We start from the raw sequence: 24,431 nt of genomic DNA, 5'->3' as shown, positions 1-24,431 counted from the left end.
TCCTTTAACTCACTACCTGCTAGTTTGCAGCCATATAATCTAGCGTGAAGTTAGTGAGCAGCCTAACCCCCAACTTCATACCACTGTCGTCAACAAAGAACTCTGGCGTATGGTGAGCAGGACTATCCTCTTCGGAAACATCAAGCGGCTTGCCTCCCACCCAAACATAAAGCCCTGGGATTTGCTCTTGGAAAAATGAGAAGTCTTCAGCGCCTGTGACAGGCTTAGATAACCGGGTATTCTCTACACCAGCGGTGCGTTGCATGGTAGGTAACATGGCCTCGGTTAACGCTGGGTCGTTGTAAGTAATTGGGTAGTAGTAATCTAGTGGTAGAGTAAGTTCTGCTTGAGCTCCCATACTGTCGGCAATACCCTGAACTTTGCGAGGTAATGCCTCGTAAATATGGTCTCGTGCATCACTATTCAGTGTACGTATCGTACCGACGAGTTCTACTTCGTTAGGAATAATGTTAGAGCGATTGCCGCCGTGTATCGACCCAATGGATACCACTGCAGCATCGTCAATGAGACGTAACTCTCGACTCACAATAGTTTGAATCGACATAATCATTTGGGCCGCCGTTACCACAGGGTCAACGCTCTTCCATGGGTACGCGCCATGCGCCTGCTTACCTTTGATAACAATCTTAAACGGATCTACCGCCGCCATTGTTCCACCAGAATTGTAGCGAATAGTGCCAACGTCTGTATTCGCGCTAATATGTAAGCCAAAAATTACGTCAACGTCTGGGTTCTTGAGTACCCCTTCTTTCACCATAATTTCCGCGCCACCGGTTTCTCCAGCAGGGGCGCCCTCTTCAGCGGGCTGGAAAATGAATTTCACTTTACCTCTGAGTTCACCTTTGAGCTCAGTGAGAATTTTTGCGGCTCCCATCAGCATCGCCATATGTGTATCATGTCCGCAAGCATGCATCACCGGAACGGTTTGACCGTTGTATTCGCCCGTTTGTGTCGAACGATAAGGTAAATCATTTTGCTCTAGCACGGGGAGACCGTCCATATCAGCGCGAAGTGCCACCACGGGACCTGGTTTGCCACTGTCGAGTATGCCCACTACGCCGGTACGTGCAATCCCTGTAGTAACTTCTAGCCCCAAAGAATTCAAATACTGGGCAATATAATGAGCGGTGTTTACCTCTCGATTGGACAATTCAGGAAACTCATGAAAATGATGTCGCCACGCTATCACATCGCTTTCGATTTCATCTGCCATGGCGTCAATGTCTGGTGCAGCAACGCTGAGAAATGACATACCGCATAATGCCGCGGGGAGTAAAAAGCGCGTGAATTTGGTGAGCATAGGGTGTTCTCGATATTATTATGTCTCTGTTCAGAGTAAACCATCTTGCTGACTTTTCACATCACAAAACTCAACATGAACACTAAAAAACCACTTTATTGATAGTTTTTAATGGATTAGCTGTGATTTTCAGAGATAAAAAAAGCGCCTTCTGGCGCTTTTTTCACAACGATTATGTCTAGCTCTTTTGACGCTTCATCGCGTCGAAGAATTCATCATTAGTTTTGGTCATTGCCAGTTTATTAATGAGGAACTCCATGGCGTCAATTTCAGACATTTCATGGACGATCTTACGAAGGATCCACATTTTCTGTAACTCATCTTGTGCTGTAAGTAACTCTTCACGACGAGTGCCAGAGCGGTTGAAATCAATCGCTGGGAATACGCGTTTTTCTGCAATCTTACGGTTAAGATGCAGTTCCATATTACCTGTGCCCTTAAACTCTTCGTAGATAACTTCATCCATTTTAGAGCCCGTATCTATCAACGCAGTAGCTATAATCGTTAAACTACCACCCTCTTCAACGTTACGAGCCGCACCGAAGAAACGCTTCGGTTTGTGTAAGGCGTTGGCATCTACACCACCAGTAAGTACTTTACCTGATGATGGAATAACGGTGTTGTATGCACGGGCAAGACGGGTAATGGAATCGAGTAAGATAACGACGTCTTTCTTGTGTTCGACTAAACGCTTGGCTTTTTCGATGACCATTTCAGCCACCTGAACGTGACGGCTCGCTGGCTCATCAAACGTAGAGGCAACCACTTCACCTTGTACGAGGCGCTGCATTTCAGTCACTTCTTCCGGACGTTCGTCAATAAGAAGTACCATTAACTCACACTCAGGATGGTTAGCAGCAATTGATTGAGCGATATTCTGTAGTAGCAAAGTCTTACCCGCTTTTGGCGGCGCTACAATCAGACCACGCTGACCTTTACCCGTAGGTGAGGCCAAATCAAGGACACGTGCAGTGATATCTTCAGTTGAACCATTACCACGCTCCATACGAAGACGTGAATTAGCATGCAATGGTGTAAGGTTTTCGAAAAGGATCTTGTTGCGAGAGTTTTCGGGCTTGTCGAAGTTTACTTCGCGAATCTTCAGCAAGGCAAAATAACGTTCGCTGTCTTTGGGCGGGCGAATTTTACCGGAAATCGTATCGCCAGTGCGCAAATTAAAGCGACGGATCTGACTCGGAGATACGTAGATATCATCAGGACCAGCTAAATATGACGAGTCTGCTGAACGCAAAAAGCCAAAACCATCCTGCAAAATCTCTAATACACCATCACCAAAAATGTCTTCACCACTTTTGGCATGTGTTTTTAAGATTGAAAAAATAATGTCTTGTTTTCTGGCTCTCGCCATGTTCTCTAAGCCCATTTTTTCGGCTAGAGCAACCAACTCGCTTATTGGTTTATTCTTTAATTCAGTTAAATTCATACTGGTGGGTCTTTGTGCTTGATGAAGCGACTGTTCGTCTCTACGTTATGTTTGAATTGATTAGTAGCCCAGATTCGGGTTATGCAGAAATCGGCTCAGGTATGAGCTAAGAGAAAGGTAGCACTATATTTAACCAACGTCCAGCAAATCAAAATACAAATGTTAAAAAAATGAGTATTTTCCAAACTGACGCAGGTGTGCGATAAAACGAGCGAAACCGAGGTTGATAGCGTTTCGCTCGCTTCATTCATTTTTAAATGTGCTCAGCTAAAAACTCAGTAAGTTGAGTTTTTGACAATGCACCAACTTTTGTTGCCGCTACGCTACCATTTTTAAAAAGAAGCAGTGTTGGGATGCCACGAATACCATATTTCGGTGGAGTTTCGTTATTTTCATCGACATTCAACTTTCCAACTGTTAACTTGCCTTCAAACTCGGTCGCAACTTCTTCCAAGATTGGGGCGATCATTTTACACGGGCCACACCATTCAGCCCAGAAGTCAACCAGTACAGGACCGTCAGCATTGATAACATCTGCTTCGAATTTATCGTCAGTTAGCTGGATAATTTTGTCGCTCATTCTTTTCTCCATTATTGGTCTGTCGCTGATTTGTTTCAGCTCTACCATAAGTGTTATATAGAAACTGTTTTTTAATGCAAGCACTGATAAGCTATAAGCTATGCCTACTCACTTAACTGAAACTCACTTTTCTGACTTACCTATTAATACAAAGGTAGTCGATGCCCTAAAGGCAGCAAATTTTACCCACTGTACGCCAATTCAAGCATTGGCGCTTCCTCCCCTTCTTGAGGGGCTGGATATTGCAGGTCAAGCACAAACCGGTACCGGTAAAACTATGGCATTCTTGGTCGCAACCTACCACTATCTGCTGACGAAGGCGTCAGAGGGTAGCGTTGATAACCAAGCAGGCCCTAAAGCCATTATTATGGCACCTACCCGTGAACTCGCGGTGCAGATATTTAACGACGCTAAACCACTCAGCGATCACACCGGTTTGTCGGTTGGATTGATATATGGGGGCGAAGGTTACCAAAGTCAACGCGAAACTTTAGAAGAAGGTGTAGATATTATTATCGGCACCACAGGGCGCATCTTAGATTATTACAAACAGGGTGTATTTACGCTGAAAAATATTCAAGTGGCTGTACTTGATGAAGCGGATCGTATGTTCGACTTAGGCTTCATTAAAGACATTCGCTACATGTTCAGAAAGATGCCTCCCGCCACTGAACGCTTGAGTATGTTGTTCTCTGCTACCTTGAGCTATCGCGTTCAAGAGCTCGCCTATGAACATATGAATAATCCCACTCATGTACAAGTGGCGCCCGAGCAAAAAACGGCAAGTCGAGTGTCGGAAGAGCTTTTCTATCCGTCAGATGATGACAAAATGCTTTTACTTCTTACACTGTTAGAAGAAGAGTGGCCGGAAAAAGCGATTGTTTTCGCCAATACAAAGACGAGTTGTGAAAGAGTGACCGATTGGTTGTCTGCTGATGGGCATCGCGTAGGGTTACTTAGCGGCGACGTGCCACAGAAAAAACGCTTGAGCATTCTCGAGGAGTTTACCAATGGCCACTTGGATATATTAGTGGCGACTGACGTTGCTGCTCGTGGCCTGCATATCGACGCAGTAACACATGTATTTAACTACGACTTGCCCGACGATGCTGAAGATTATGTTCACAGGATAGGTAGAACCGGTCGTGCTGGACAAAGCGGAACCGCTATTAGCTTTGCGTGTGAAAAGTACGCGTTGAATTTACCGGCAATTGAACAGTACGTTCAACACGCTATTCCCGTTACCGATTATGATCGTAATGCGTTGCTCGACGACGTAAAAGTACCAAAACCTCGTCGACGCCGTACGCCAAACAACCGGAACTCGAACCGCAGAGGAAAAGGCAGAGGCAAACCAAGCGGACGTGGTAATCAACAACAATAATTAAAAGATCTATGCAGGCAAAACACAAAAACGACCCACAAAATTTCGGCGAATATTACGCTGCCGTTGATTTAGGCTCAAATAGCTTCCACATGGTGGTAGTTCATGTAGTGAACGGTAGCGTACAAATCATCGGCAAAGTTAAGCAAAAAGTCCGTCTGGCCGCAGGCTTGGACGAACAACTTGTGCTCGACGAATCGAGTATGGAGCGTGGTTGGAAGTGTTTAGCGACCTTTGCTGAACGCCTGCAGGACATTCCTTGTTCCAATATTAAAGTCGTCGCTACTGCTACATTGCGATTAGCCACCAATGCTCACGAGTTCATTAAGAAAGCTGAGGATATTCTTCAACACAAGATCGAAGTAATTAGCGGCGAAGAGGAAGCGCGTCAAATATATCTTGGCGTAGCCTACACCTCGGCAAATCAAGGTAATAGCTTGGTCATAGACATCGGTGGCGCAAGCACCGAAATTATAATTGGCAATGACATGCAGCCAATCCATCTAAAGAGTCTAGACATGGGCTGCGTGACCTTTATGGAGCACCACTTTGCAGGCGGCGTAATATCCAGAGAGAACTTTGAAGCAGCTAAAAACGCGGCAGAAACACTGCTCATGCCAGTAGCAGATGCATACCTGTGTTTTGATTGGGAAAATTGTCTAGGTGCCTCAGGCACACCACAAGCTATTACAGAGATTTTGGTTGCCCAAGGTATTAGCGACGCTATTCGCATTGATTATTTGTACCACTTGAGAGATCAATGCATCGATTGTGCACACATTGATAACTTGCATATCGAAGGACTCGAGGATAACCGCAAAGCTATATTCCCTTCGGGTTTGGCCATTCTTATCAGTCTATTCGAGACCCTACAAATAGAGAGTATGAATATCTCAGGTGGCGCACTTCGCGAGGGGTTAATCTATGGTATGTTGGATAACCTGCAAGAAAATGATCGACGCGAACAGACGTTAAATCAGACAATCAGCCGTTATCATATCGACAAAACCCACGCCAACTCAGTGGCACATACGGCGCTGACCCTTTGTCACCAGCTGTGTTCTCAGCAAAATATTTGTCATTTAGACACTGAGGCCATCCTCGGTGCGGCGGCAACACTGCATGAAATTGGCCTTCATATTGAGTACAAGCGCCACCACGAACACGGTGCTTATATCTTGTCTCATATTGATTTGCCGGGTTATACCAAGCTACAGCGCGCTGCGATTAAAGACATCATATCGCAACATCGAATGGATATTTCAAGCGAGCTGTTCAGCAAGTATCATAGTGATTCACAGCCCATGCTTATCAGTTTGTTACGTATATTACGCCTGTCGGTAGTCCTGTGTTTACGTCGTCAGAACAAACACATACCAACCGTTAGTTTGCGTTGTGACGGAAACGACTGGACACTCGAGTTCCCCGACGGCTGGTTGAAAGCACATCCACTGATAAACGCAGAGCTTGCCAACGAAACCTGGCTTCAACACAAAGCCGGGTGGGAGTTACACTGCATTTAGTGACAATGGATTGAACAAACGGAATTAGAAGAGTACAAAGCCGTGATAACTCATCACGGCTTTTTTATTGTTAGCGCTGGAGAAGTTCAGCGGCTTTTGGCGCGAAATAGGTAAGAATGCCATCAGCACCCGCGCGCTTAAAGGCAAGGAGAGACTCGAGAATCACCGCTTCCTCGTTCAACCATCCGTTAGCAAACGCTGCCTGATGCATCGCGTATTCTCCACTCACCTGATAAGCGAAGGTGGGTACTTTGAAGGTGTCTTTACAACGTCTAACCACGTCAAGATAAGGCATGCCCGGTTTAACCATTACCATATCTGCCCCTTCTTCAATATCTAACGCGATTTCATGTAAGGCTTCGTCGGTATTGGCAGGATTCATTTGGTATGTCTTTTTATCGCCACCTTTAATATTTGCAGCAGATCCCACTGCGTCTCTGAAAGGACCATAATACGCAGACGCATATTTAGCTGAGTACGCCATAATGCAGGTGTTTACAAACTTTGCTTGCTCTAATGCGTTGCGGATACTACCAATACGTCCATCCATCATATCTGATGGCGCGACAATGTCGGCTCCCGCTTCAGCATGAGAAATTGCCTGTTTGATGAGAACCTCAACGGTCTCATCATTCATCACATAGCCGTTTTCGTTCACGAGTCCATCTTGGCCATGAGAGGTGAAAGGATCGAGGGCTATATCCGACATCAACATAAGATTGGGAAACTTGGCTTTCAGTGCGCGCATTGCGGTTTGTGCAAGACCTTCTGGATTATAGGCTTCTTTGGCACATTCAGTCTTAAGTGTCATCGGCGTTACAGGAAATAATGCTAGCGTAGAAATGCCAAGTGCCACCCAACGCTCTGCCTCTACAAGCAATAAATCTATCGATAAACGCTCAACTCCCGGCATTGAAGGCACTGCTTCTCTTTGTGCTTGTCCTGGTAACACGAAGACCGGATAGATTAAGTCTTGTGGCAACAAAGTATGCTCTTGAACCAAGTCTCGTAATGCAGACGTTGCTCTTAGTCTGCGTAAACGTCGAGATGGAAAAGACGAATATGTCATAGAATTCCTATAATTGTTTTACTGTAACGCGGTTACGGCCGTTATTTTTAGATTCGTATAATTGCTCATCGGCAGACTTATACAGTACGCCATGTTGCTCATCGCTGGTGATCTTACCGGTCGCAATGCCCGCACTCATCGTCAGGTTGATCACTTGACCTTCATAGTTGACCGGTGACTGAGCCAATTTTTCACGCATAGATTCTACTACGTGAAATGCGCCATCAGCTTCAGTGTTAGGTAAGATAATCGCAAATTCCTCGCCACCAATACGGCACAAATCATCAGTCGGACGATGAAGCATGGTTTTAAACAGTTTAGCCACATGACGCAAGCACTCATCACCGGCATCATGCCCAAAGGTATCATTCACCACTTTAAAATGGTCAATATCTAGAATCGCTAGCGAGAGATACGTTTGCTCTCGACGGCTTCTGCGCCCTTCGTTTTTTAGTCGCTTGTCAAAGTGTCTGCGATTGTTAATTCCCGTCAGGGGATCGATAGCATTGAGACGCTTCAATTCTTCGTTGGTTTCAGATAACTCTCGCAGCGTAATCTCAAGCTCAAGGGTGCGCTCTTCTACCTTATATTCCAGTTCATCTTTGTGTTGCTGTTGTGCTTCTAGCAACTTTTCCTTCGCTAAATTTGCCTGTCTCTCTTGCTCTAACACTCGAGACTGAGCGTCATAGATTTCAGTGCGCCTGAAAGCATAGCGAATCGCCAGTACAAGACTTAATACAGAGGTTTCTACGAGTGCCCCAACCATCAGGATGTGACCAGCTGAATAAGGAAGGGTAACCAATGCGGTTGCTTCAGCGGATGCAACGATCACACTCAGTAGTAAAAATACCCAACCAAAAGCTAAGAAACGGGCTATGGTCTCGCCTTTGACCACATAAATCATGCTCAAGGTAAATACCGCTAACGCTATGGCGCTCCCCATGACGAACAGTACTTGTAACATCAAATGATAAGGAGCAATCAAGCTCAACAGTGCAAACAATGCAAACAGCCAGAAAATACCTTGGAAAACTCTTGGGAGCATTTTGTGCAGCGAAGTGAGAGGTAACATGGCCCCAGCGAAAGCAAGCCCAAACATAACTGTCATGTTTGCAAACAACACTAAACCACGATGTTGAAAGCCACTAAAGTCTTGCCACCAGTAGTTGTAGCCCACACCATGTAACGACACTAAAGTTAGCGTTAAGCTGATGAGATAACCTGAATAGTAACCAAATGAAAGGCTTTTGGTGGTGATAAATAGGAAGAAGTGGCCAAGCCCCATAGCACACAAAAACCCGATAAAAACACCGAGCACAAAAAACTTGCGAGAGGAATAATCAATAATATCCCTCTCGTGCCACACGTGTATGGGCACCCTAACGGCACCGGAAGTTTCAGCACTCAAAATCACCAATTGAGACTGGTCGCTGGATGGCAAAGGGAATACCGGTGAATTAAACGGCACGCTGTTTTCAAGTACTTCATGTCCATCACCCGCTTTAAAAACAACTTTCGGCTGTGTAGCGGTTTGGTCGTAAACGGCTATGGATAAGCTATCAATAAGAGGGTAATCAACTTGTAAAAAATAACCGCCAGCGTCACTGGGAATGGGCGCGAGTTCCAGCTTAAACCAATGCACCGCATTGCTTAGACCTAAGTTCACTGGTGATTTGATATTTTCCCAGTTGCTATCTTTGGCACTTCGAACCTCAGGTAGGCTTAGATCATCTTGTTCTACTGTCAGGTACTTGAGTTGAGAATAGTTAGCTTGCGTATCACCTTGAGGGGTTAACTGTAGCGAAAGGCCGAAGAAGCAAACTGCCGCAACCACCGTCGTTAAAATCAGCCAAATGTCATACCGCTTAACGGTTTCAGTTTGTAAATGCATACAACTCAGTCAGTGATGTTAAATAAACGACAAGTGTTGTGGTAGCTAGATTCCATTATAGCCGATGGTGCCACGTCTAATTGTGATGCAACATATTCTCCGATATGAGGGATATTGCACGGCTCGTTATTCCGTTTGCGAGGTCGCAGTGTTTTGGGAAACAAATAGGGTCCATCTGTCTCCAGTATCAATCGCTCTATGGGTAGCGCAGTAACGGCGTCTCTCAGTGATTCTCCCCGCTTGTCATCACAAAGCCACCCAGTAATTCCAACATACAACCCCAGATTCACGTAGTGTTCAAGCTGCGCTTTTGTTCCCGTAAAACAGTGAGCGATTCCTCCGAATTGAGGCGGTATTTCCTTCAAGCACAAGCACTGTTGTTCAAATGCATCTCGCTCGTGTAGATAAACGGGTAACCCAACCTCATTTGCCAGTCGTAGTTGTTGTCGAAATACATCAATTTGAACATCTTGCGGAGAAAAGTTGCGATTAAAGTCGAGACCACATTCTCCCACAGCAACAACACCTGGGGCGTTAAGCATACTGCGTAAGTTTATAAAATCACTCTCGTTTACATCTTTGGCGTAATGCGGGTGAACGCCCAATGTGTAGCAGAGGTAATTGGGGTACTTTTGATATAGCAACTGTGCGTTTTCCCACTCTTTCGGATTGGTGGTAATCACACACAATTTTGACACGCCAGCATTCAATGCTCGCTCTATGACAGCATCTTGCTCGAACCTTGGGTCGAGTAAGTTAACGCCAGCGTCAAACCATGCCATATTACTTTATTCGCTTCACTCGCATGCGCTTGTTCAAACCATCAATTGACAGGAAGAATGATCCCAGAACACCACGTTCAATCTGAACGGCAATCCCCTCTTCCAATTTGATGGAGCTGTCGTCTGTTTGACGCCAAACCTGTCCGTTATTCAACGTAAATTCATATTTTCTATACGCGTTTTTCTTTACCTGAGCAATGACGCTTGATTGACCTTGAGCCATCTCGTCAGTATCGCGTTTGTGCTCTAGGCCAAATTCGTCCTGCTCAGAGGGCGGCGCTGGGCGCTGAGCTACGCTAGGTTGTTGTGGTAAAGGCCTTTGTGGTGCAACTGGCGTATAAACTGGTGATGCAGTAATGGTACGAGCGGCTTCTGTATCCAAACCTTCGTATTGATTCATATCTTTCACAACGCGGTCGTAGCACACCAAACGCTGAAGACTATTTTCTGTTGCACTACATTTTGACAGAGCTTCACCGATGGTTTCTGCACTCACTTGACTCCCAATTGCCAATGAAAATACGCCTACCACTACGCGCAATGCTGAAAACTTCATTTTATTACCTTTTTAATTATTTTATTCGTGAGTTAAGAATTTGCTGGCTCGTCAGGAGTTTCTTCATCTTCCTGTTTGTTTCTGCCCGCATAAACACTACCAACAATGATCCCTATCTCAAACAGCAACCACATTGGAATGGCTAACAACGTCTGAGATATCACATCGGGCGGCGTTAGCAACATACCCACAACAAAAGCGCCTACAAATACATAAGGGCGCTTCTCTCTTAGTGATGCGGCGTCAGTCACACCCGTCCAACACAGTAGAACTATTGCAATGGGAATCTCGAATGAGACACCAAAAGCAAAAAACAGTTTCAATACAAAATTGAGGTAACTGGAAATATCTGTGCTCATCGTCACTCCCTCTGGAGCAACGCTTGAGAAAAACGCAAACACCACGGGAAAAACCACAAAATAAGCAAATGCAATTCCCAAGTAGAATAGCAAAGTACTAGACAACAATAAGGGGGCCACCAGCTTCTTTTCGTTGCGATAGAGACCAGGCGCTACAAATCCCCACACTTGATAAAGTACGTAGGGGATTGCAATGAAGAAAGACAAGACGAGTGTAAGTTTAAACGGTGCAAAGAATGGCGATGCAACATCGGTAGCTATCATGGTTGCATTATCAGGTAGTGCTTCGAGTAATGGCATTGCCAGAAGCTGGTACAAATCCTGAGAAAAATACGCCAAGCAAGCGAACACAACAAAAACGCTCAGCAATGCTTTGAGCACTCGACTTCGCAGCTCAACTAGGTGAGAGATAAGTGTATTAGTATCTGACATTTATTGTTTTTTATAGGGTTCTTGAACTGATTCCGCGGCTTTCTTTAGCTCGTCCACGCTTTTTTCAAGTTCGGGTGACAAGTTGTTTAGACCCTGCTGCTCAGCTTTTTTCAAGTTTTCATGAAGCTCGTGCACACGTAATTGATGCTCAACCTCTTGTTTGAACCCTGAGGCAACATTTCTAACACCTCTCACGGTTTTCATAGTAGAGCGGATAGCACCGGGCAGACGCTCAGGCCCAAGTATAAGCAGCGCTAGCACACTAATGACAAGGATTTCCCAGAAACCGATATCAAACATTAAGACTTATCTTTCACTTCACTTTGAGGCGCTGATGTAGTTGCACTATTTTCAGCGGTATTTTCTACTTTCTTTTGTGACGAAAAGTCAGCGTCTTTCTCTTCATCGGTTACCGCTTTTTTGAAGCCTTTGATTGCTCCACCTAAATCACTACCAATACCTTTTAATCGCTTGGTACCAAATAACAAAACGACAATCACTAGAATGATGACTAGCTGCCAAAAACCCATATTTCCCATAGCAAATTCCCTAAGACTTCTTTAACCACAGTATGCCATTGCAAGCACAAGCTTTCACGTGAATATTTTCCACTATAAGTAATCACTGTTTTGATGGGAAGTGGAACTGAGTTGACTGGCGCAATTTTCACGGTATTGACACAAAAAAGTGTGCTTTTAGTCTTGGGCTAGAAGAAAAGAATGCATTGACCTTTTTGCGTACACAGACCATTCTCAATGTAAAGAGTCACAAATTGACATTGTGAGGTCGTTAACGCAGGAGCGGTATATTGAGAGTTTCGAAGCTGGTAATCATTGGATGTTTTGCGATGGTATCGAACCATGTATGCTCTGCTGCTGAGGCGAGTAGTGAGAGTTCCACCGACCAGCAAGACGCCTCTCCCAGACAATGGTTCGACGAATGGCAATCACGTCTCACCACATCGATGGATGCTACTGCAAACACCCTCGACAACATGTTTGCAGATGATCAAGACGACACTCAGGACGCCCGTGCTGAGGGCCGCATAACATTTAGTTGGGAACCAAGAACCCGCGACTTTTCGCAAACGGATGTTAGATTTCGCATTCGGGTCACATTGCCCGCTCTCAAAGATAGAGTCGATCTACTACTGAGCGACAATGAAGACGAGGCTATCAATGATGCGGTAAAAGTTGCTCGCCCACCAGTCTTCGAACAAGGTGACAGAGCAACAGTATCATTGCGCTATCGACCATTAGATGATTCAAACTTTGCATTTCGCGTAGGTGCTGGCAGACGAGATCAGTTTTACGTCAAAGCGCGCTACAGAAACAACAAAGTCATCAATGATCATTGGTCGTTTATGTATGACAGCGAACTTTACTACTACACGCGAGACCGCTTTGGTGCCGAAATTGGCGCTATTTTTCAGCGCAATAATGACAATGGTAAGGTATCCAGATTTAACACCCGCTTTTACTACAGAGACGAATCTAACGATTGGCGCTGGCGCCATGAGTATCAATATTTTGTTCCGCTATCCAGTAAACAAGCCATGATATACAACGTCCTCACCGAAGGCGTCAGTGAGCCAAACTATAGAGTACAAGAAGTCTACACAGGTGCGCGATGGCGAACCAACCCACTGAGAGAGTGGCTCTATTTTGACGTAGAGCCCTTTGTATTGTTTATTCGCGATGAAGACTTCAAACCGAGTTTTGGCGTTGCGCTGCGTGTAGAGGCCTACTATGGTGGCAACTAAAAAGTGTTAGTTATCACAAAAGGCACCTTGTGATAGCCACACAACCCTGAACCAAATAACGCTGTTTTAGATTCTGAGGAGGTCCTTAACACATACCTATTGTCAAACTGTTGCCAATTAACCTCGGACTTGCCCTTACATAATGGCGTGGTTGCGTTACGCCACTGCCCTTCCTCAAATTCGATATGAGCAGTGCTCGCTAACGGTGAAAACTCTACTTCGATTTGTTTCCCCTCTTTCCTTGCGAGCGTCCCATTAGGCCAATAGCTCACTAAACCACCCAGTGTCCTATTTACCTCATCATCTTGGTTACTTTGTTGAAGTTGTCCGTGATGCATATCAACAACAAACACGCCAGCTTTACCTATCACTTCAAACATTGGATTAGCATTGTCTAGCTTCACCAGCAGTGCCGTGGTTTCATCAACACCAAAACCCAAACGCTGTCCAGTGAGTGCGGTAGCAACGACTAATCGCGTTTCCCTATCGCGCTCAGAAAAGTGTGTATCGGTAAGCCCAAAATCAAAAAATCCAGTACCACCCTTAGCTGCCACGGTAATGTCTCCCGGCAACAAAGAGTCACTACATGACCCATCATCACATCGTGCTGAGGGTGGAGGTAGGTAAAAAATGCCTCGAGATAACGCCGAGCGAGAATGACCACTCGTCAGCATAGGGATGGGGCGATTTTTCCAAAATCCACCCGCCTGTACCGCAGTCCCTGCACTGGTTCCCCCTATCACTATGTCACCTTTTTCCAATTGACGCTTTATAGCCAAGAAGAACTCAGAGGCAACGCCGGCCGGCGTTTGTAGTGCAGCCAAAGTGCGTGATTGATCGCCACCGTTAAAAAAGAGGCCATCTAAACTTTCTATAAGACTTGTGAGTTCAGAAGGAGACTTACAGTATTTGTTTTGACGCTCAAAACGCTGTGGGTATAGCCTTTTGCGATCATATAACTGGTGAGCGGCTTGGTATTTCTCTAGATTACTACAGCCTTCGAACCCACGTGCCTCGTCACCCAAAGCCCCCTGAAAAGCCGCTGTCAGCGGAAGCCAAACGACCTCGACGCCTGTTTGATTAAAAACTCCCGTATAAAAATCGGCGGCTTCAAATGCATCTCTCGAAGAGGCGGTAACTACACCAATTTTAGTGGCTTGTCCCTCGGGTGTATTTTGCTTCGCTAGCGCAATAAACCGTTGATAAATATCAATGCTATAAGGACTCACTGTCTCATTGAGCTGGACTTTTTCTGTTAGACGTCGGCCTTTTTCATCAAACTGCGCTTTTTCTAGTGCATCTAACATTAGGAAGTACTGGCTATCTGCAAGTGCTCGAATAGCATCATCAGACATCCCTTGGCCATTCAATGCATCAAATAGACGATTTTTGGTAAGCACCACCTCACCTAAAGATGAATAAACATTCACCAAATATGAATATTGAGATTCAATATCAATATCAAATTTATTTGCTAATGAGGCCAATCGAGATAGGGATGAAAGAGAAACCTCGTAATATTGAGCGGCTTTAGCATCAGAAAATTGCGCCGATGATTTGCAATTTTGTGGGGACAAACTTGAACAAGTTGAGAGCGCGCCTCCAGCTAGCACTAAATCATATTCGCTTGAAAAGCTGTCAAAAGAAAAAAGCAAAGCACTGTAAAATAATATTTTTTAATTTTTTAGGCATTAAAAACAAGGGGGCTATTTCTTCAAAAAGACGTATTAAAAAAAGTAACATGAGGTTAAATTTCACCCAGGCATTGAGATTGACTTCTTACGAAACTAGTGGTAACACTAAAAACATGTCAACAGCCTTTTAATGGCTAGTTTCATTTTTTACTCAGCGGCAAAATGCATAAATTGTCGCATACCTCGGAATAAACGATGCATAAAAAAGCCGCCAATTTTGGCGCCTATTGCTATCAAACTTTCTATTTGTCGGAGTGGTTCGACGAATAGCCCCAGATTCCTCCACGTCCGTGGAGCGAACTCTGCTGCGTCTCATGCAGCACCTTAATTACATCTAAAAATTACAACGAGTGTTTATATCGCGCTAAAGCGGCATTAGACCGTTTGCGTGTTGAGGAAAATCCAATGAAACTATCTGCTATCTCCAAGACCATTGGCGGCGCATTAGGAAGTGCTGTCGTATTGTCGTTAAACCCTTTATCCTTTGCAGCCGCTTACGCACAAGACGCTATTTCAGACGAGACCACCGAAACCGTCGAACGCATTCAAGTCACGGGTACTAATATCCGTGGTGTAGATATGGAAGGCGCGCAGCCTCTGACCGTACTCACGGCTGAGGACATTGCAAAAACAGGCGCTTCTACCATTTCAGACCTGATGCGTACCGTAAGCCAAACGCGTGGTGGCCTTGGGTCTTTTGATACTACGCAAAGCGGCGCAACATCTACCTCCACACCGGCAGGTCAAGCCGCGGCTTCATTACGGGGTATTGGTCCATCAGCAACACTGACTTTGGTGAATGGGCGTCGTATCGCAGCAAGTTCTTTTGCAGCGGGCACCGAGAACTTCGTCGACGTTAATAGTATTCCAGCCTCTGCGGTAGAGCGTGTAGAGATATTAGCGACAGGTGCTTCAGCAATTTATGGTGCTGACGCAGTCGCCGGTGTCATCAATTATATTTTGAAAGACAACTACGAAGGGCTAGAACTCAACGGTCGTTATGAAAACACAACCAATAGCCATGACCACGGTGCGACAAACTTTCAAGTACTGTGGGGAAAAAGCTTTGATAACAGTAATGTTACGGCATACCTAGATTACTACGACCGCAACGACGCGCGAGCGACAGACTTCTCGCAAACTCGTGATCCTTTGCTCACCAGTAGCTACTCTTACTTACCTAAAAACACGCCGAACATCTACTATTTTGCCGCACGTGACGGCAATGAAATTGGCGCACCCAATTGTGCGAGTCCATTAGTGACGACAGAGTTTGGTGAGGAAATTTGTGCCTACTACGGTAACGAAGACGATTACTTTGAAACTCCGCTCACAGCGTATTCTGGTGGTGTCACCTATACTCAAGAGATTAATGACTTAACATGGAGAACTGAACTTTTAGTCTCTCACAATAAGTCGACCTCATTTTCTTCTCCAGCCCCCATCAATCAAGTGGATGATAGCGAGGGTCCATGGGTTCCAGAGACAGCATTAGACGTTTTTGATGATACTACGCGAAATGCATTGCTCGATAACATGTATATAGACCCATTCACATCGTTTGCAGGACAGGATTTATACGGATTCCAATACGATGCTCGCTTTTCAACACCGCGAACCATTGAAATCGATACCACAGCTTATCGCTTAGTCTCAGTGCTTCAAGGTGAATTCAACGACTGGGAATGGGAAGCTGGTGTGACATACTCGAACAGTGAATCCTCACAAGAAGCAGTAGCGGGGATCTACAATCGTTATAAATACACTGCTGCAGTACATGGTGAGCTGTGCAGCGATGGAAGTATCGCTGACTATGACTACGATTCTGATGTATTAACCTGTGGAAGTGGTTCCCTCGTTAACGCATACAACCCTTTCGCAGTGGGTGTAACTGCAAATGATCAAATTTTGGCTTTAACCCAAGAAGTGCCAACCCGAGATGGGACCAGTGAGGTGTTTGCCCTAGACGCTAAAGTTAACGGCGAGCTTATGCAGTGGGGCGATGAAGCTATTATGATGGCAGCGGGTGTCGAATTCCGACGGGAAGAAATCACCGATACACCGTCACTTAACGCGCAGGCACAGGCAAGTAATGATTACTTAGTGGACGTGTTTGGCTTTGGATCTAGCTTATCAGCAGCAGATAGAAATCAATTTGGCGCATTTGTTGAGTTATTCGTTCCTGTTAGCGAAAAGCTCGATGTTAGCCTTGCGGGACGCTTTGATGACTACAACGATTTCGGCAGCACGTTCAACCCTAAAATTGGCGTAGTTTTCCGCCCTGTCGATGACCTTATTCTTCGCGGCGCCTGGTCTACAGCCTTTAGAGCACCATCGTTAACACAAGCAGGCGTAAAACTAAGAACCACGCGTGCTTCGTTTGATTGTTCAGCTAACCAAGCTGTGGCTGATTTGTATTGTGAAGGCCAAGGTAGCGTCAGAGGCAACAACGTGCTTGAACTGGGTAACGCTAGTTTAAAAGCAGAAGAATCCGAAGCGTTGAGTATTGGATTAGCCTACAGCCCTACCGAGAAAACCCACATCACTATCGACTACTGGCAATTTGACCACGAAGATATTGTTGATACCAACATGACAGGTGTATTAGCAGCAGCCATTAATGACGCATCACTGCGCCATTGCGGAATCGTACCTGAAGGTCAAACCGGTATTTCTTATGATCCAGACTTATGTCTGGTTACCGATGACAGTGGCCTAACCATTGAAGAAGACGGTGCTAATTTAACGGAGATCCTAGATGCATGGATAGCTTTTGACGATCCCCGCTTTTACGAGTTACCACTTTACCGCGACCATATCCTACAACTAGAAAACACTGGTACACAGGAACTGTCGGGTGTTGACTGGCGTATCATTCAAGATATTGAACTGAGTAAAGGCACCATCGAACTTGGATTCTCTGGTACTCATTACTTGAGTTACGATCGCAACAAACCGGGCTCTGATGAAATCGAGGAACTTGCGGGTACTTTCAGGTATCCAGAGACCGTGGCTAGCGCAGAGATCTTCTACGTCACTGATGATTGGTATGCTGGTGCCTACGTTTATTACACGGGCAGTTATCAAGACGACATCATTCGATTACGCAATCGCGAGTTTGACGAAGTTGAAGCGCTAGGTGTATTAGATGCAGATGGGAACCGAGACGTAGAGAGCTGGACCACAGTGACACTGAGTGCAGGATACTACTTCGAGAATATGGATCTTCGCTTTACCCTTGATAATCTTTTTGACGAAGATGCTCCCGTTGCCTATGGCTCTGCAAGAGGGTTTGATGCCTACAATCACGACCCTTATGGCACGACATACAGTGTATCTTTGAGCTACTATTTTAAGTAAGCCTCATAAGCTAGGGTCAGTAGGCCCTAGCAACTCCTTGTTCTAACATCAAAAACTGTAGGAGAATCTCGTGTCCTCACCGTCTACTCAACCCGTCAAGATGCCAGATGCTCTCGTCATTTTATTCTTTGTTATTATTGTTGCTGGATGCCTAGCTGCCATAGTGACACCGGGTAAATTCGCACAGACAGAGAAAACGTTGGCAAATGGTGACACCCGTTTAGTCGTCGATGCAGATTCGTTTACCTATGTTGAAGACACTTCTGCCTCTATTACCTTATTCGACGATTCAGGTAATACCACGGGTGTGCTTAACTATGCTTTTGACGGTATGGTATCGGGAGATAAATGGGGATCTGCGGTTGGTGTTGTTGCCTTTATTCTCATTGTGGGTGGCGCCTTTGGCATCGTTATGCAAACGGGTGCTATTAACAACGGAATTATGGCGCTGATATCTCGTTTTAAAAATGCAGATAACCTGTTAATCCCCCTCATTTTTATATTGTTTTCCCTCGGTGGTGCTGTTTTCGGTATGGGCGAGGAAGCCATCGCGTTTTGTATCGTATTGGTGCCGTTGGTAGTCGCCCTGGGCTACGACGGCATCACTGCGGTCCTCATCACTTATGTTGCTACCCAAATTGGCTTTGCCACCAGTTGGATGAACCCTTTTTCAGTAGCTATCGCACAGGGTATTGCCGACGTTCCTTTGCTCTCTGGACATGAATTCAGAATGTTGATGTGGTTGGTATTTACGGTATTTGGATTGCTATTTACCCTTCAGTATGCGAAAAAAATCAAACGAGCTCCCTCCACTGTTACTCCGAATGAGATCGATACCGAGACCAATTTCAGTGGTTTAGATAAAGTCATCTTGCTGCTATTTACTGCAGCGATTGTTTGGGTCATTTGGGGAGTCATGGTTCATGCTTACTATATTCCGCAGATTGCCTCGCAATTTTTTACTATGGGTATCGCTATTGGTATTGTCGCTTGTGTTGGCGGCAGAATGCGAGCCAACGATGTGAGTGATGCTTTTGTTGATGGCGCAAGAGCCTTACTGCCTGCAGCCCTCATTGTGGGTATGGCGAAAGGTATTGTACTTATTCTCGGTGGTGATGACGTTACATCACCGTCTGTACTCAATACCATTTTACACGTTACCGCGTCGGGGTTGTCCGAGACTGGCGCTCTAGTAAGCGCACTGCTTATGCTGGTGTTCCAAGGCGTTTTTAATTTCTTTGTAGCCTCTGGTTCAGGTCAAGCTGCGATAACTATGCCCCTAATGGCACCATTAGCCGATTTGGTAGGCATTACCCGTCAGGTATCGGTACTGGCATTTCAACTTGGTGATGGTTTAACGAATCTTATTATTCCTACATCAGCCTCTTTAATAGGTTGTCTTGGCGTGGCTAAGGTAGAATGGCTAGTATGGTTCAGATTTATCTGGAAATTTGTTTTAGCGCTTTTCGTTTTAGCCTCTGCGGCTATTATGATTGCTGTAGTTATAGGTTACGCATAAATGATAACGCTTCTTCGCAATGTAAATGTATATAGCCCCACGCACCTTGGGATGAACGACATCCTCATTGCAAATGATAAAATTGCCGCGATTGCGCCTGCTATTCACCTGAGTAGTGATGCAGTGCGTATTATCGATGGCCAAGGGCTAGCGGCAATGCCAGGATTGGTTGACTCTCTCGTGCATATCACTGGCGGCGGCGGTGAAGGTGGTTTTCACACGCGTACACCTGAAATGCAGTTAACCGAAGCCAGTTTACACGGTGTAACTACTGTGATCGGCGCATTGGGCACCGACGCTACCACCCGCTCCCTAGAAGAACTTGTCGCCAAAGCGAAGGCGCTTAACTACGAGGGTATATCAGCGTACTGTTACACAGGCTCCTATCACCTTCCTCCTCCTACTATTACGGGTAGCGTGACTAAAGACATCATGCTGATTGATCCCATCATTGGGATTGGTGAAGTGGCTATTGCGGATCACCGCTCTTCTCAACCCACCGTCAACGAGCTCGCTAAAGTGGCAGCCGAAGCAAGAGTGGGGGGAATGTTGTCGAACAAAAAAGGCATTGTAAGTATTCATACTGGCGACAGCGAAGAAAAATTACAAATGCTTCATCGTGTTGTTGATGAGTCTGATATTCCTGCTCATCAGTTTTACCCTACTCACATTAACCGCAATCAGTCGTTACTTGAGGCAGGCAAGGCGTGGGCGCAACGGGGGGGGTATATTGATATGACCACCAGCACAAATGCTCAGTTTATTGCCGATGGAGAGATCCCTGCAGCAGATGCCATTGCGTGGTGTTTACAACAAGGTATTAGTGCCGCTCAACTCACCATGAGTTCGGACGGAAACGCAAGTCTGCCAGTTTTTGACAACCAAGGTCATTTAATTGGTTTAGAGGTAGGTAAAGTCGCCAGTTTGTTTGACGCATTTAGTACGCTTGCATCAACCTCTGGGGTTAGCATGGAGCAGGCGATCCGCACCGTGTCCACCAGTCCGGCCGACATCTTAAAGCTCCCTACAAAAGGGCGACTCGTTGCGGGAAGTGATGCAGATATTGTACTTTTCGACGCTACGACTTTCGATATTCACCATGTATTCGCCAAAGGTCAACATATGACTCAAGAGGGTGTAGCACTAGTAAAAGGTACCTTTGAGGATCTTTGACCAAGTTCACAGTCACTTAGCATAGCTATCAGCAGCTTCTCGGACTTTATCACTATTGAGTAATCACTAGAATTTGGCTTGTCACAAGATTATTTTCAACGGTTTACGCGATACTCTGGCTAGGACCAAAACGATTGTTAACAAAGGTTGTGATGAAAGGGGGAATGCAATGTACTTTTTACCACCGTCTGCGGCAGGGAAGCCGCAGCCGAGCCCCCATGGATGGGATTTCGGCGTGTGGTAAAAAGTACATTGTGTTTCACACTACGGACGAAGCGCTCGCTCACCACGAGCTAAGCCACAAACACCGGTACGTGAAGATTCGATGATCTCGGCACATTGTGCCATGGTTGCTGCAAACGCATCTAGTTTGTCTGATGTACCAGTAATTTCAATGGTGTAGTTAGACGCATTGACGTCCAAAATACAGCCGCGGAAAATGTCACTGTTACGCTTCACTTCTGCGCGTACTGACTCAGAGCGAGTAGCTACTTTAATGAGCATGAGCTCCCGCTCGATATGCGCGTTTTCGGTGAGGTCCACCACCTTTAACACGTCAATAAGCTTGTTCACTTGCTTAGTGATTTGCTCGATAACTTTGTCGTCGCCATGAGTAATGATAGTCAGGCGTGACAAGCTTTCGTCATCAGTGGGTGCAACACACAAGGAGTCTACGTTGTAGCCACGTTGAGAAAATACACCAATGATACGTGACAATGCCCCAGGGGCGTTTTCCATGAGTACTGAGATAATGCGTTTCATTAGGTTCGCTCCGTCTTGCTTAGGCGCATGTCATCCATAGCACCAAACTTAATCTGCATAGGGTATACGTGTTCGTTTTGGTCAACTGCAATGTCCATGAACACTAAGCGATCTTTATAACTGAAACACTTCTCCATTGCGGCATCTAGCTCGTCTAAGCTATCTACCTTAATACCAACATGACCATAGGCTTCGGCCAACTTCACAAAATCGGGCATTGAATCCATATAAGAGTGAGAGTGACGGCCTTTGTAGATCATGTCTTGCCATTGACGAACCATACCTAATGCACGGTTGTTCAATGAAATAATTTTTACCGGCAAGTTGTACTGTAAACAGGTAGACAACTCTTGAATATTCATCTGAATACTACCATCGCCAGTAACCACAACTGAGGTAGCATCTGGATGAGCAAACTGTACGCCCATGGCTGCTGGTAATCCAAAGCCCATCGTGCCTAAGCCACCCGAATTGATCCATTGACGTGGTTTAGCATAAGGGTAATACAAAGCTGCAAACATTTGGTGTTGACCAACATCAGAGCTTACATACGCTTCACCATTGGTGTGCTTGTACAAGGCTTCAATAACACGCTGGGGCTTAATGACTGTGTCGCCTTGGTCGTAGTTCAAGCACTGACGTGTGCGCCATTGGTTGATCTGCTGCCACCAGTCGGCCAACTTAGTGGTTTGCTCAGATAGGTCAGCTTCATTTACGAGTTCCAAAATTTGGTCTAGTACTTTATCTACCGAACCCACCACTGGAATATGTGCATTTACCGTTTTAGAGATAGAAGCAGGGTCGATATCTACGTGGATAATGTCTGCATGAGGGCAGAACTTATCAACATTATTTGTGACGCGGTCGTCAAAGCGAGCGCCAAGGGCAACAATGCAATCGGCATTGTGCATGGTCTTATTCGCTTCTAACGTACCGTGCATTCCCAACATTCCAACGAATTGGTCGTGGGTGCCAGGGAAAGCACCAAGGCCCATTAGGGTACAGGTGACCGGCGTGTTCATTTTCTCGGCCAGTTCAATAACTTTTGCTGACGCTTCACACGCCACTGCACCACCACCTACGTAAAGTACAGGGCGTTCCGCTTTCAGCAGTGAAGCAACGGCTTTTTTGATTTGCTTCGGATGGCCTTTTTCCGTTGGGTTGTAAGAACGCATGGTTACATCAGTGGGGAACACATAAGGGTGCTCTTCAGCCACGTTAACGAGGTCTTTCGGTAAATCTACAACCACTGGACCTGGGCGACCTGTATTAGCAATGTAATAGGCTTTTGCAATAGCTTCTGGGATATCTACCGCGCGTTTTACCAAAAAGCTGTGCTTAACGATAGGGCGTGAACACCCAACCATGTCTGTTTCTTGGAACGCATCTTCACCAATGTGCTTTGAAGGAACCTGACCAGACAGAACCACCATGGGGATAGAGTCCATGTACGCTGTAGCGATACCAGTAATGGTATTGGTTGCTCCAGGGCCTGAGGTGACGAGCACTGTGCCGGTTTTTCCTGTTGAACGAGCATAACCATCTGCCATGTGGGCAGCCGCCTGTTCATGACGTACGAGGACGTGTTTGACATCATCTTGCGCAAATAACGCGTCATAAATGTCTAATACGGCACCACCCGGGTAACCGAACACATGAGTCACTCCTACATCTTTTAGCGCTTCAACCACCATGGCCGCGCCCGACATCATTTTCACAGTGCTTTCTCCTGTATAAGGGTTAACGTTTGCTAGTAAAACTCAACGATGTGCGGACTATAACCAAGGAATTAGGAAGATAAAACAGCAAATCACACAAAAGTGAGATATATATCCCAATATTCACTATAATTAGGATATATATTTCGATTTATCTATTTTTTGAGCAAAAATTAGGACAACCATTCACATGAGATTAACAACTTAATCTTCATCTATGTCGATATCTATATCGTCGCTGTCTTCAGTAATCGTTGCATCGTCATCATCGTCACCGGCAGAGCCATTTTTAGCGCCATAGATACTGGCAGTTTTGGGACGATTGATTCTTGTTTGATATTTAACCCAAGCCTTTTCCGCTGAGTTTTTTGGCGGTTGGTGCCCCAATGCAGCCTCTAAATAGCTCATCTCTTCTTCGTTTTCAGGTGATAACTCACCATCGACCAATGCTGCGATAAGACTACCATGCATTTGAAGCATTTTACTTTCCATTATGGAAAAGTCCCCAGAACGGGAAAATCCATACGGATAATTTTTACGATCTGCAAACGGGCGCTTTTTCAGCGCATCTCTGGAAAGTGTGGCCATAGTTACCCCCAAAACACACCTAATTATCATCTTTGAGAATTTGCATTACGTCACACAACGTGTGCTAACACTGAGTGTTGTTAACCACAGTGGCGTTAGATAATTGTTTAGCTGGAATATCCAGAGGTGTCAATCAGGGAGGCTGTGAAAATGAACGCTTTCACAAAAATTTAAAACAGCACAAAAATATAGTGAGCCTAAAGCTACAGGCGTGACCACTCAGGGGAGCGACATCTCGTATTCAGCTTTATTTTTGATTCTTGGTTCTTGGTTCTTGAAGAATTTGGAGCGGGAAACAGATTTGTAACTTTCCGGCTACGGGCGCGAACCCTCGGGGGAGCGACATCTCGTATTCAGTTTTGCTTTCTGGATATTGAAAAATTTGGAGCGGGAAACGAGATTCGAACTCGCGACCCCGACCTTGGCAAGGTCGTGCTCTACCAACTGAGCTATTCCCGCGTAGAATGATATGAACATATCTTTCATTATGACTGCTTTTGAATCGGAGCGGGAA

20 protein-coding genes and 1 tRNA gene are annotated in these 24,431 nt (G+C 45.5%); 6 read left to right on the top strand and 15 right to left on the bottom strand.

Going from position 1 to position 24,431, the window contains the following annotated elements:
* Positions 1 to 19 precede the first annotated feature (19 nt).
* From EYS00_RS02905 to trxA, 3 genes are all read right to left on the bottom strand, one after another.
* Positions 20 to 1,273 carry an amidohydrolase gene (locus tag EYS00_RS02905; protein ID WP_130635128.1) on the bottom strand — a complete coding sequence of 418 codons (1,254 nt, stop codon included), beginning with the start codon at positions 1,271 to 1,273 and terminating at the stop codon, positions 20 to 22.
* A 226-nt stretch (positions 1,274 to 1,499) separates the two neighbouring features.
* Positions 1,500 to 2,765: a transcription termination factor Rho gene (gene rho, locus EYS00_RS02900; protein ID WP_130635058.1), complete on the bottom strand. Its 1,266-nt coding sequence runs from the start codon at positions 2,763 to 2,765 to the stop codon at positions 1,500 to 1,502.
* 253 nt (positions 2,766 to 3,018) lie between these two features.
* Positions 3,019 to 3,345, bottom strand: a complete 327-nt coding sequence (gene trxA, locus EYS00_RS02895; protein WP_130635057.1) for a thioredoxin TrxA — start codon at positions 3,343 to 3,345, stop codon at positions 3,019 to 3,021.
* Positions 3,346 to 3,445: 100 nt separating this feature from the next.
* Between trxA and rhlB the strand changes: the two genes are divergently transcribed.
* A complete protein-coding gene (gene rhlB, locus EYS00_RS02890) occupies positions 3,446 to 4,729 on the top strand; it encodes an ATP-dependent RNA helicase RhlB (RefSeq protein WP_130635056.1) in 1,284 nt (427 codons plus the stop codon).
* Positions 4,730 to 4,740: 11 nt separating this feature from the next.
* Positions 4,741 to 6,252: a guanosine-5'-triphosphate,3'-diphosphate pyrophosphatase gene (locus EYS00_RS02885; RefSeq protein ID WP_130635055.1), complete on the top strand. Its 1,512-nt coding sequence runs from the start codon at positions 4,741 to 4,743 to the stop codon at positions 6,250 to 6,252.
* Between the two features lie 70 nt (positions 6,253 to 6,322).
* On the opposite strand, the gene hemB is transcribed toward EYS00_RS02885, so the two are convergent.
* Genes hemB through tatA form a run of 7 tightly spaced genes read right to left on the bottom strand, consistent with a single transcriptional unit; the run spans position 6,323 to position 11,880 of the window.
* Positions 6,323 to 7,321: a porphobilinogen synthase gene (gene hemB, locus EYS00_RS02880; RefSeq protein WP_130635054.1), complete on the bottom strand. Its 999-nt coding sequence runs from the start codon at positions 7,319 to 7,321 to the stop codon at positions 6,323 to 6,325.
* Positions 7,322 to 7,328: 7 nt separating this feature from the next.
* Complete coding sequence (locus EYS00_RS02875; protein WP_130635053.1) at positions 7,329 to 9,212, bottom strand: diguanylate cyclase; 1,884 nt, start codon at positions 9,210 to 9,212, stop codon at positions 7,329 to 7,331.
* 5 nt (positions 9,213 to 9,217) lie between these two features.
* The gene (locus tag EYS00_RS02870) at positions 9,218 to 9,994 is read right to left on the bottom strand and encodes a TatD family hydrolase (protein ID WP_130635052.1); all 777 of its coding nucleotides are present in this window, start codon (positions 9,992 to 9,994) and stop codon (positions 9,218 to 9,220) included.
* A 1-nt stretch (position 9,995) separates the two neighbouring features.
* On the bottom strand, positions 9,996 to 10,550 hold the full coding sequence (locus EYS00_RS02865; protein WP_130635051.1) for a hypothetical protein: 555 nt from the start codon (positions 10,548 to 10,550) through the stop codon (positions 9,996 to 9,998).
* Positions 10,551 to 10,582: 32 nt separating this feature from the next.
* Complete coding sequence (tatC, locus tag EYS00_RS02860; protein WP_130635050.1) at positions 10,583 to 11,341, bottom strand: twin-arginine translocase subunit TatC; 759 nt, start codon at positions 11,339 to 11,341, stop codon at positions 10,583 to 10,585.
* Positions 11,342 to 11,641, bottom strand: coding sequence for a Sec-independent protein translocase protein TatB (gene tatB / locus EYS00_RS02855; protein ID WP_130635049.1), 300 nt, complete (start codon positions 11,639 to 11,641; stop codon positions 11,342 to 11,344). It lies immediately after the preceding gene.
* Complete coding sequence (gene tatA, locus EYS00_RS02850; protein ID WP_130635048.1) at positions 11,641 to 11,880, bottom strand: twin-arginine translocase TatA/TatE family subunit; 240 nt, start codon at positions 11,878 to 11,880, stop codon at positions 11,641 to 11,643. Before tatA ends, tatB begins: the two co-directional genes overlap by 1 nt.
* A 308-nt stretch (positions 11,881 to 12,188) precedes the next feature.
* Between tatA and EYS00_RS02845 the strand changes: the two genes are divergently transcribed.
* Positions 12,189 to 13,103: a hypothetical protein gene (locus EYS00_RS02845; RefSeq protein ID WP_141252464.1), complete on the top strand. Its 915-nt coding sequence runs from the start codon at positions 12,189 to 12,191 to the stop codon at positions 13,101 to 13,103.
* Here EYS00_RS02845 and EYS00_RS02840 read toward each other — a convergent pair.
* Positions 13,100 to 14,503 carry a cyanophycinase gene (locus EYS00_RS02840; RefSeq protein ID WP_130635046.1) on the bottom strand — a complete coding sequence of 468 codons (1,404 nt, stop codon included), beginning with the start codon at positions 14,501 to 14,503 and terminating at the stop codon, positions 13,100 to 13,102. The two genes, EYS00_RS02845 and EYS00_RS02840, sit on opposite strands and share 4 nt — an antisense overlap.
* A gap of 699 nt (positions 14,504 to 15,202) precedes the next feature.
* On the opposite strand from EYS00_RS02840, the gene EYS00_RS02835 reads away from it, so the two are divergent.
* From EYS00_RS02835 to iadA, 3 genes are all read left to right on the top strand, one after another.
* The gene (locus EYS00_RS02835; protein ID WP_130635045.1) at positions 15,203 to 18,157 is read left to right on the top strand and encodes a TonB-dependent receptor domain-containing protein; all 2,955 of its coding nucleotides are present in this window, start codon (positions 15,203 to 15,205) and stop codon (positions 18,155 to 18,157) included.
* A 100-nt stretch (positions 18,158 to 18,257) separates the two neighbouring features.
* Positions 18,258 to 19,676 carry a putative basic amino acid antiporter YfcC gene (gene yfcC, locus EYS00_RS02830; RefSeq protein ID WP_207301677.1) on the top strand — a complete coding sequence of 473 codons (1,419 nt, stop codon included), beginning with the start codon at positions 18,258 to 18,260 and terminating at the stop codon, positions 19,674 to 19,676.
* Positions 19,677 to 20,849, top strand: a complete 1,173-nt coding sequence (gene iadA, locus EYS00_RS02825) for a beta-aspartyl-peptidase (protein ID WP_130635043.1) — start codon at positions 19,677 to 19,679, stop codon at positions 20,847 to 20,849.
* Between the two features lie 264 nt (positions 20,850 to 21,113).
* Here the strand turns inward: iadA and ilvN are convergent, their stop codons facing one another.
* The 4 genes from ilvN to EYS00_RS02805 form a co-directional block, all read right to left on the bottom strand.
* On the bottom strand, positions 21,114 to 21,611 hold the full coding sequence (gene ilvN / locus EYS00_RS02820) for an acetolactate synthase small subunit (protein ID WP_130635042.1): 498 nt from the start codon (positions 21,609 to 21,611) through the stop codon (positions 21,114 to 21,116).
* Complete coding sequence (locus EYS00_RS02815; protein ID WP_130635041.1) at positions 21,611 to 23,329, bottom strand: acetolactate synthase 3 large subunit; 1,719 nt, start codon at positions 23,327 to 23,329, stop codon at positions 21,611 to 21,613. The genes ilvN and EYS00_RS02815 overlap by 1 nt, the downstream gene beginning before the upstream one ends.
* A gap of 204 nt (positions 23,330 to 23,533) precedes the next feature.
* On the bottom strand, positions 23,534 to 23,917 hold the full coding sequence (gene maoP / locus EYS00_RS02810; protein WP_130635040.1) for a DUF413 domain-containing protein: 384 nt from the start codon (positions 23,915 to 23,917) through the stop codon (positions 23,534 to 23,536).
* 383 nt (positions 23,918 to 24,300) lie between these two features.
* Positions 24,301 to 24,376: transfer RNA gene (locus tag EYS00_RS02805), tRNA-Gly, on the bottom strand.
* Positions 24,377 to 24,431 lie beyond the last annotated feature (55 nt).

This window comes from Alteromonas sp. KUL49 (assembly GCF_006538345.1).
Taxonomy (GTDB): Bacteria; Pseudomonadota; Gammaproteobacteria; order Enterobacterales; family Alteromonadaceae; genus Alteromonas.
This window is presented reverse-complemented; position numbering and strand designations above follow the sequence as displayed.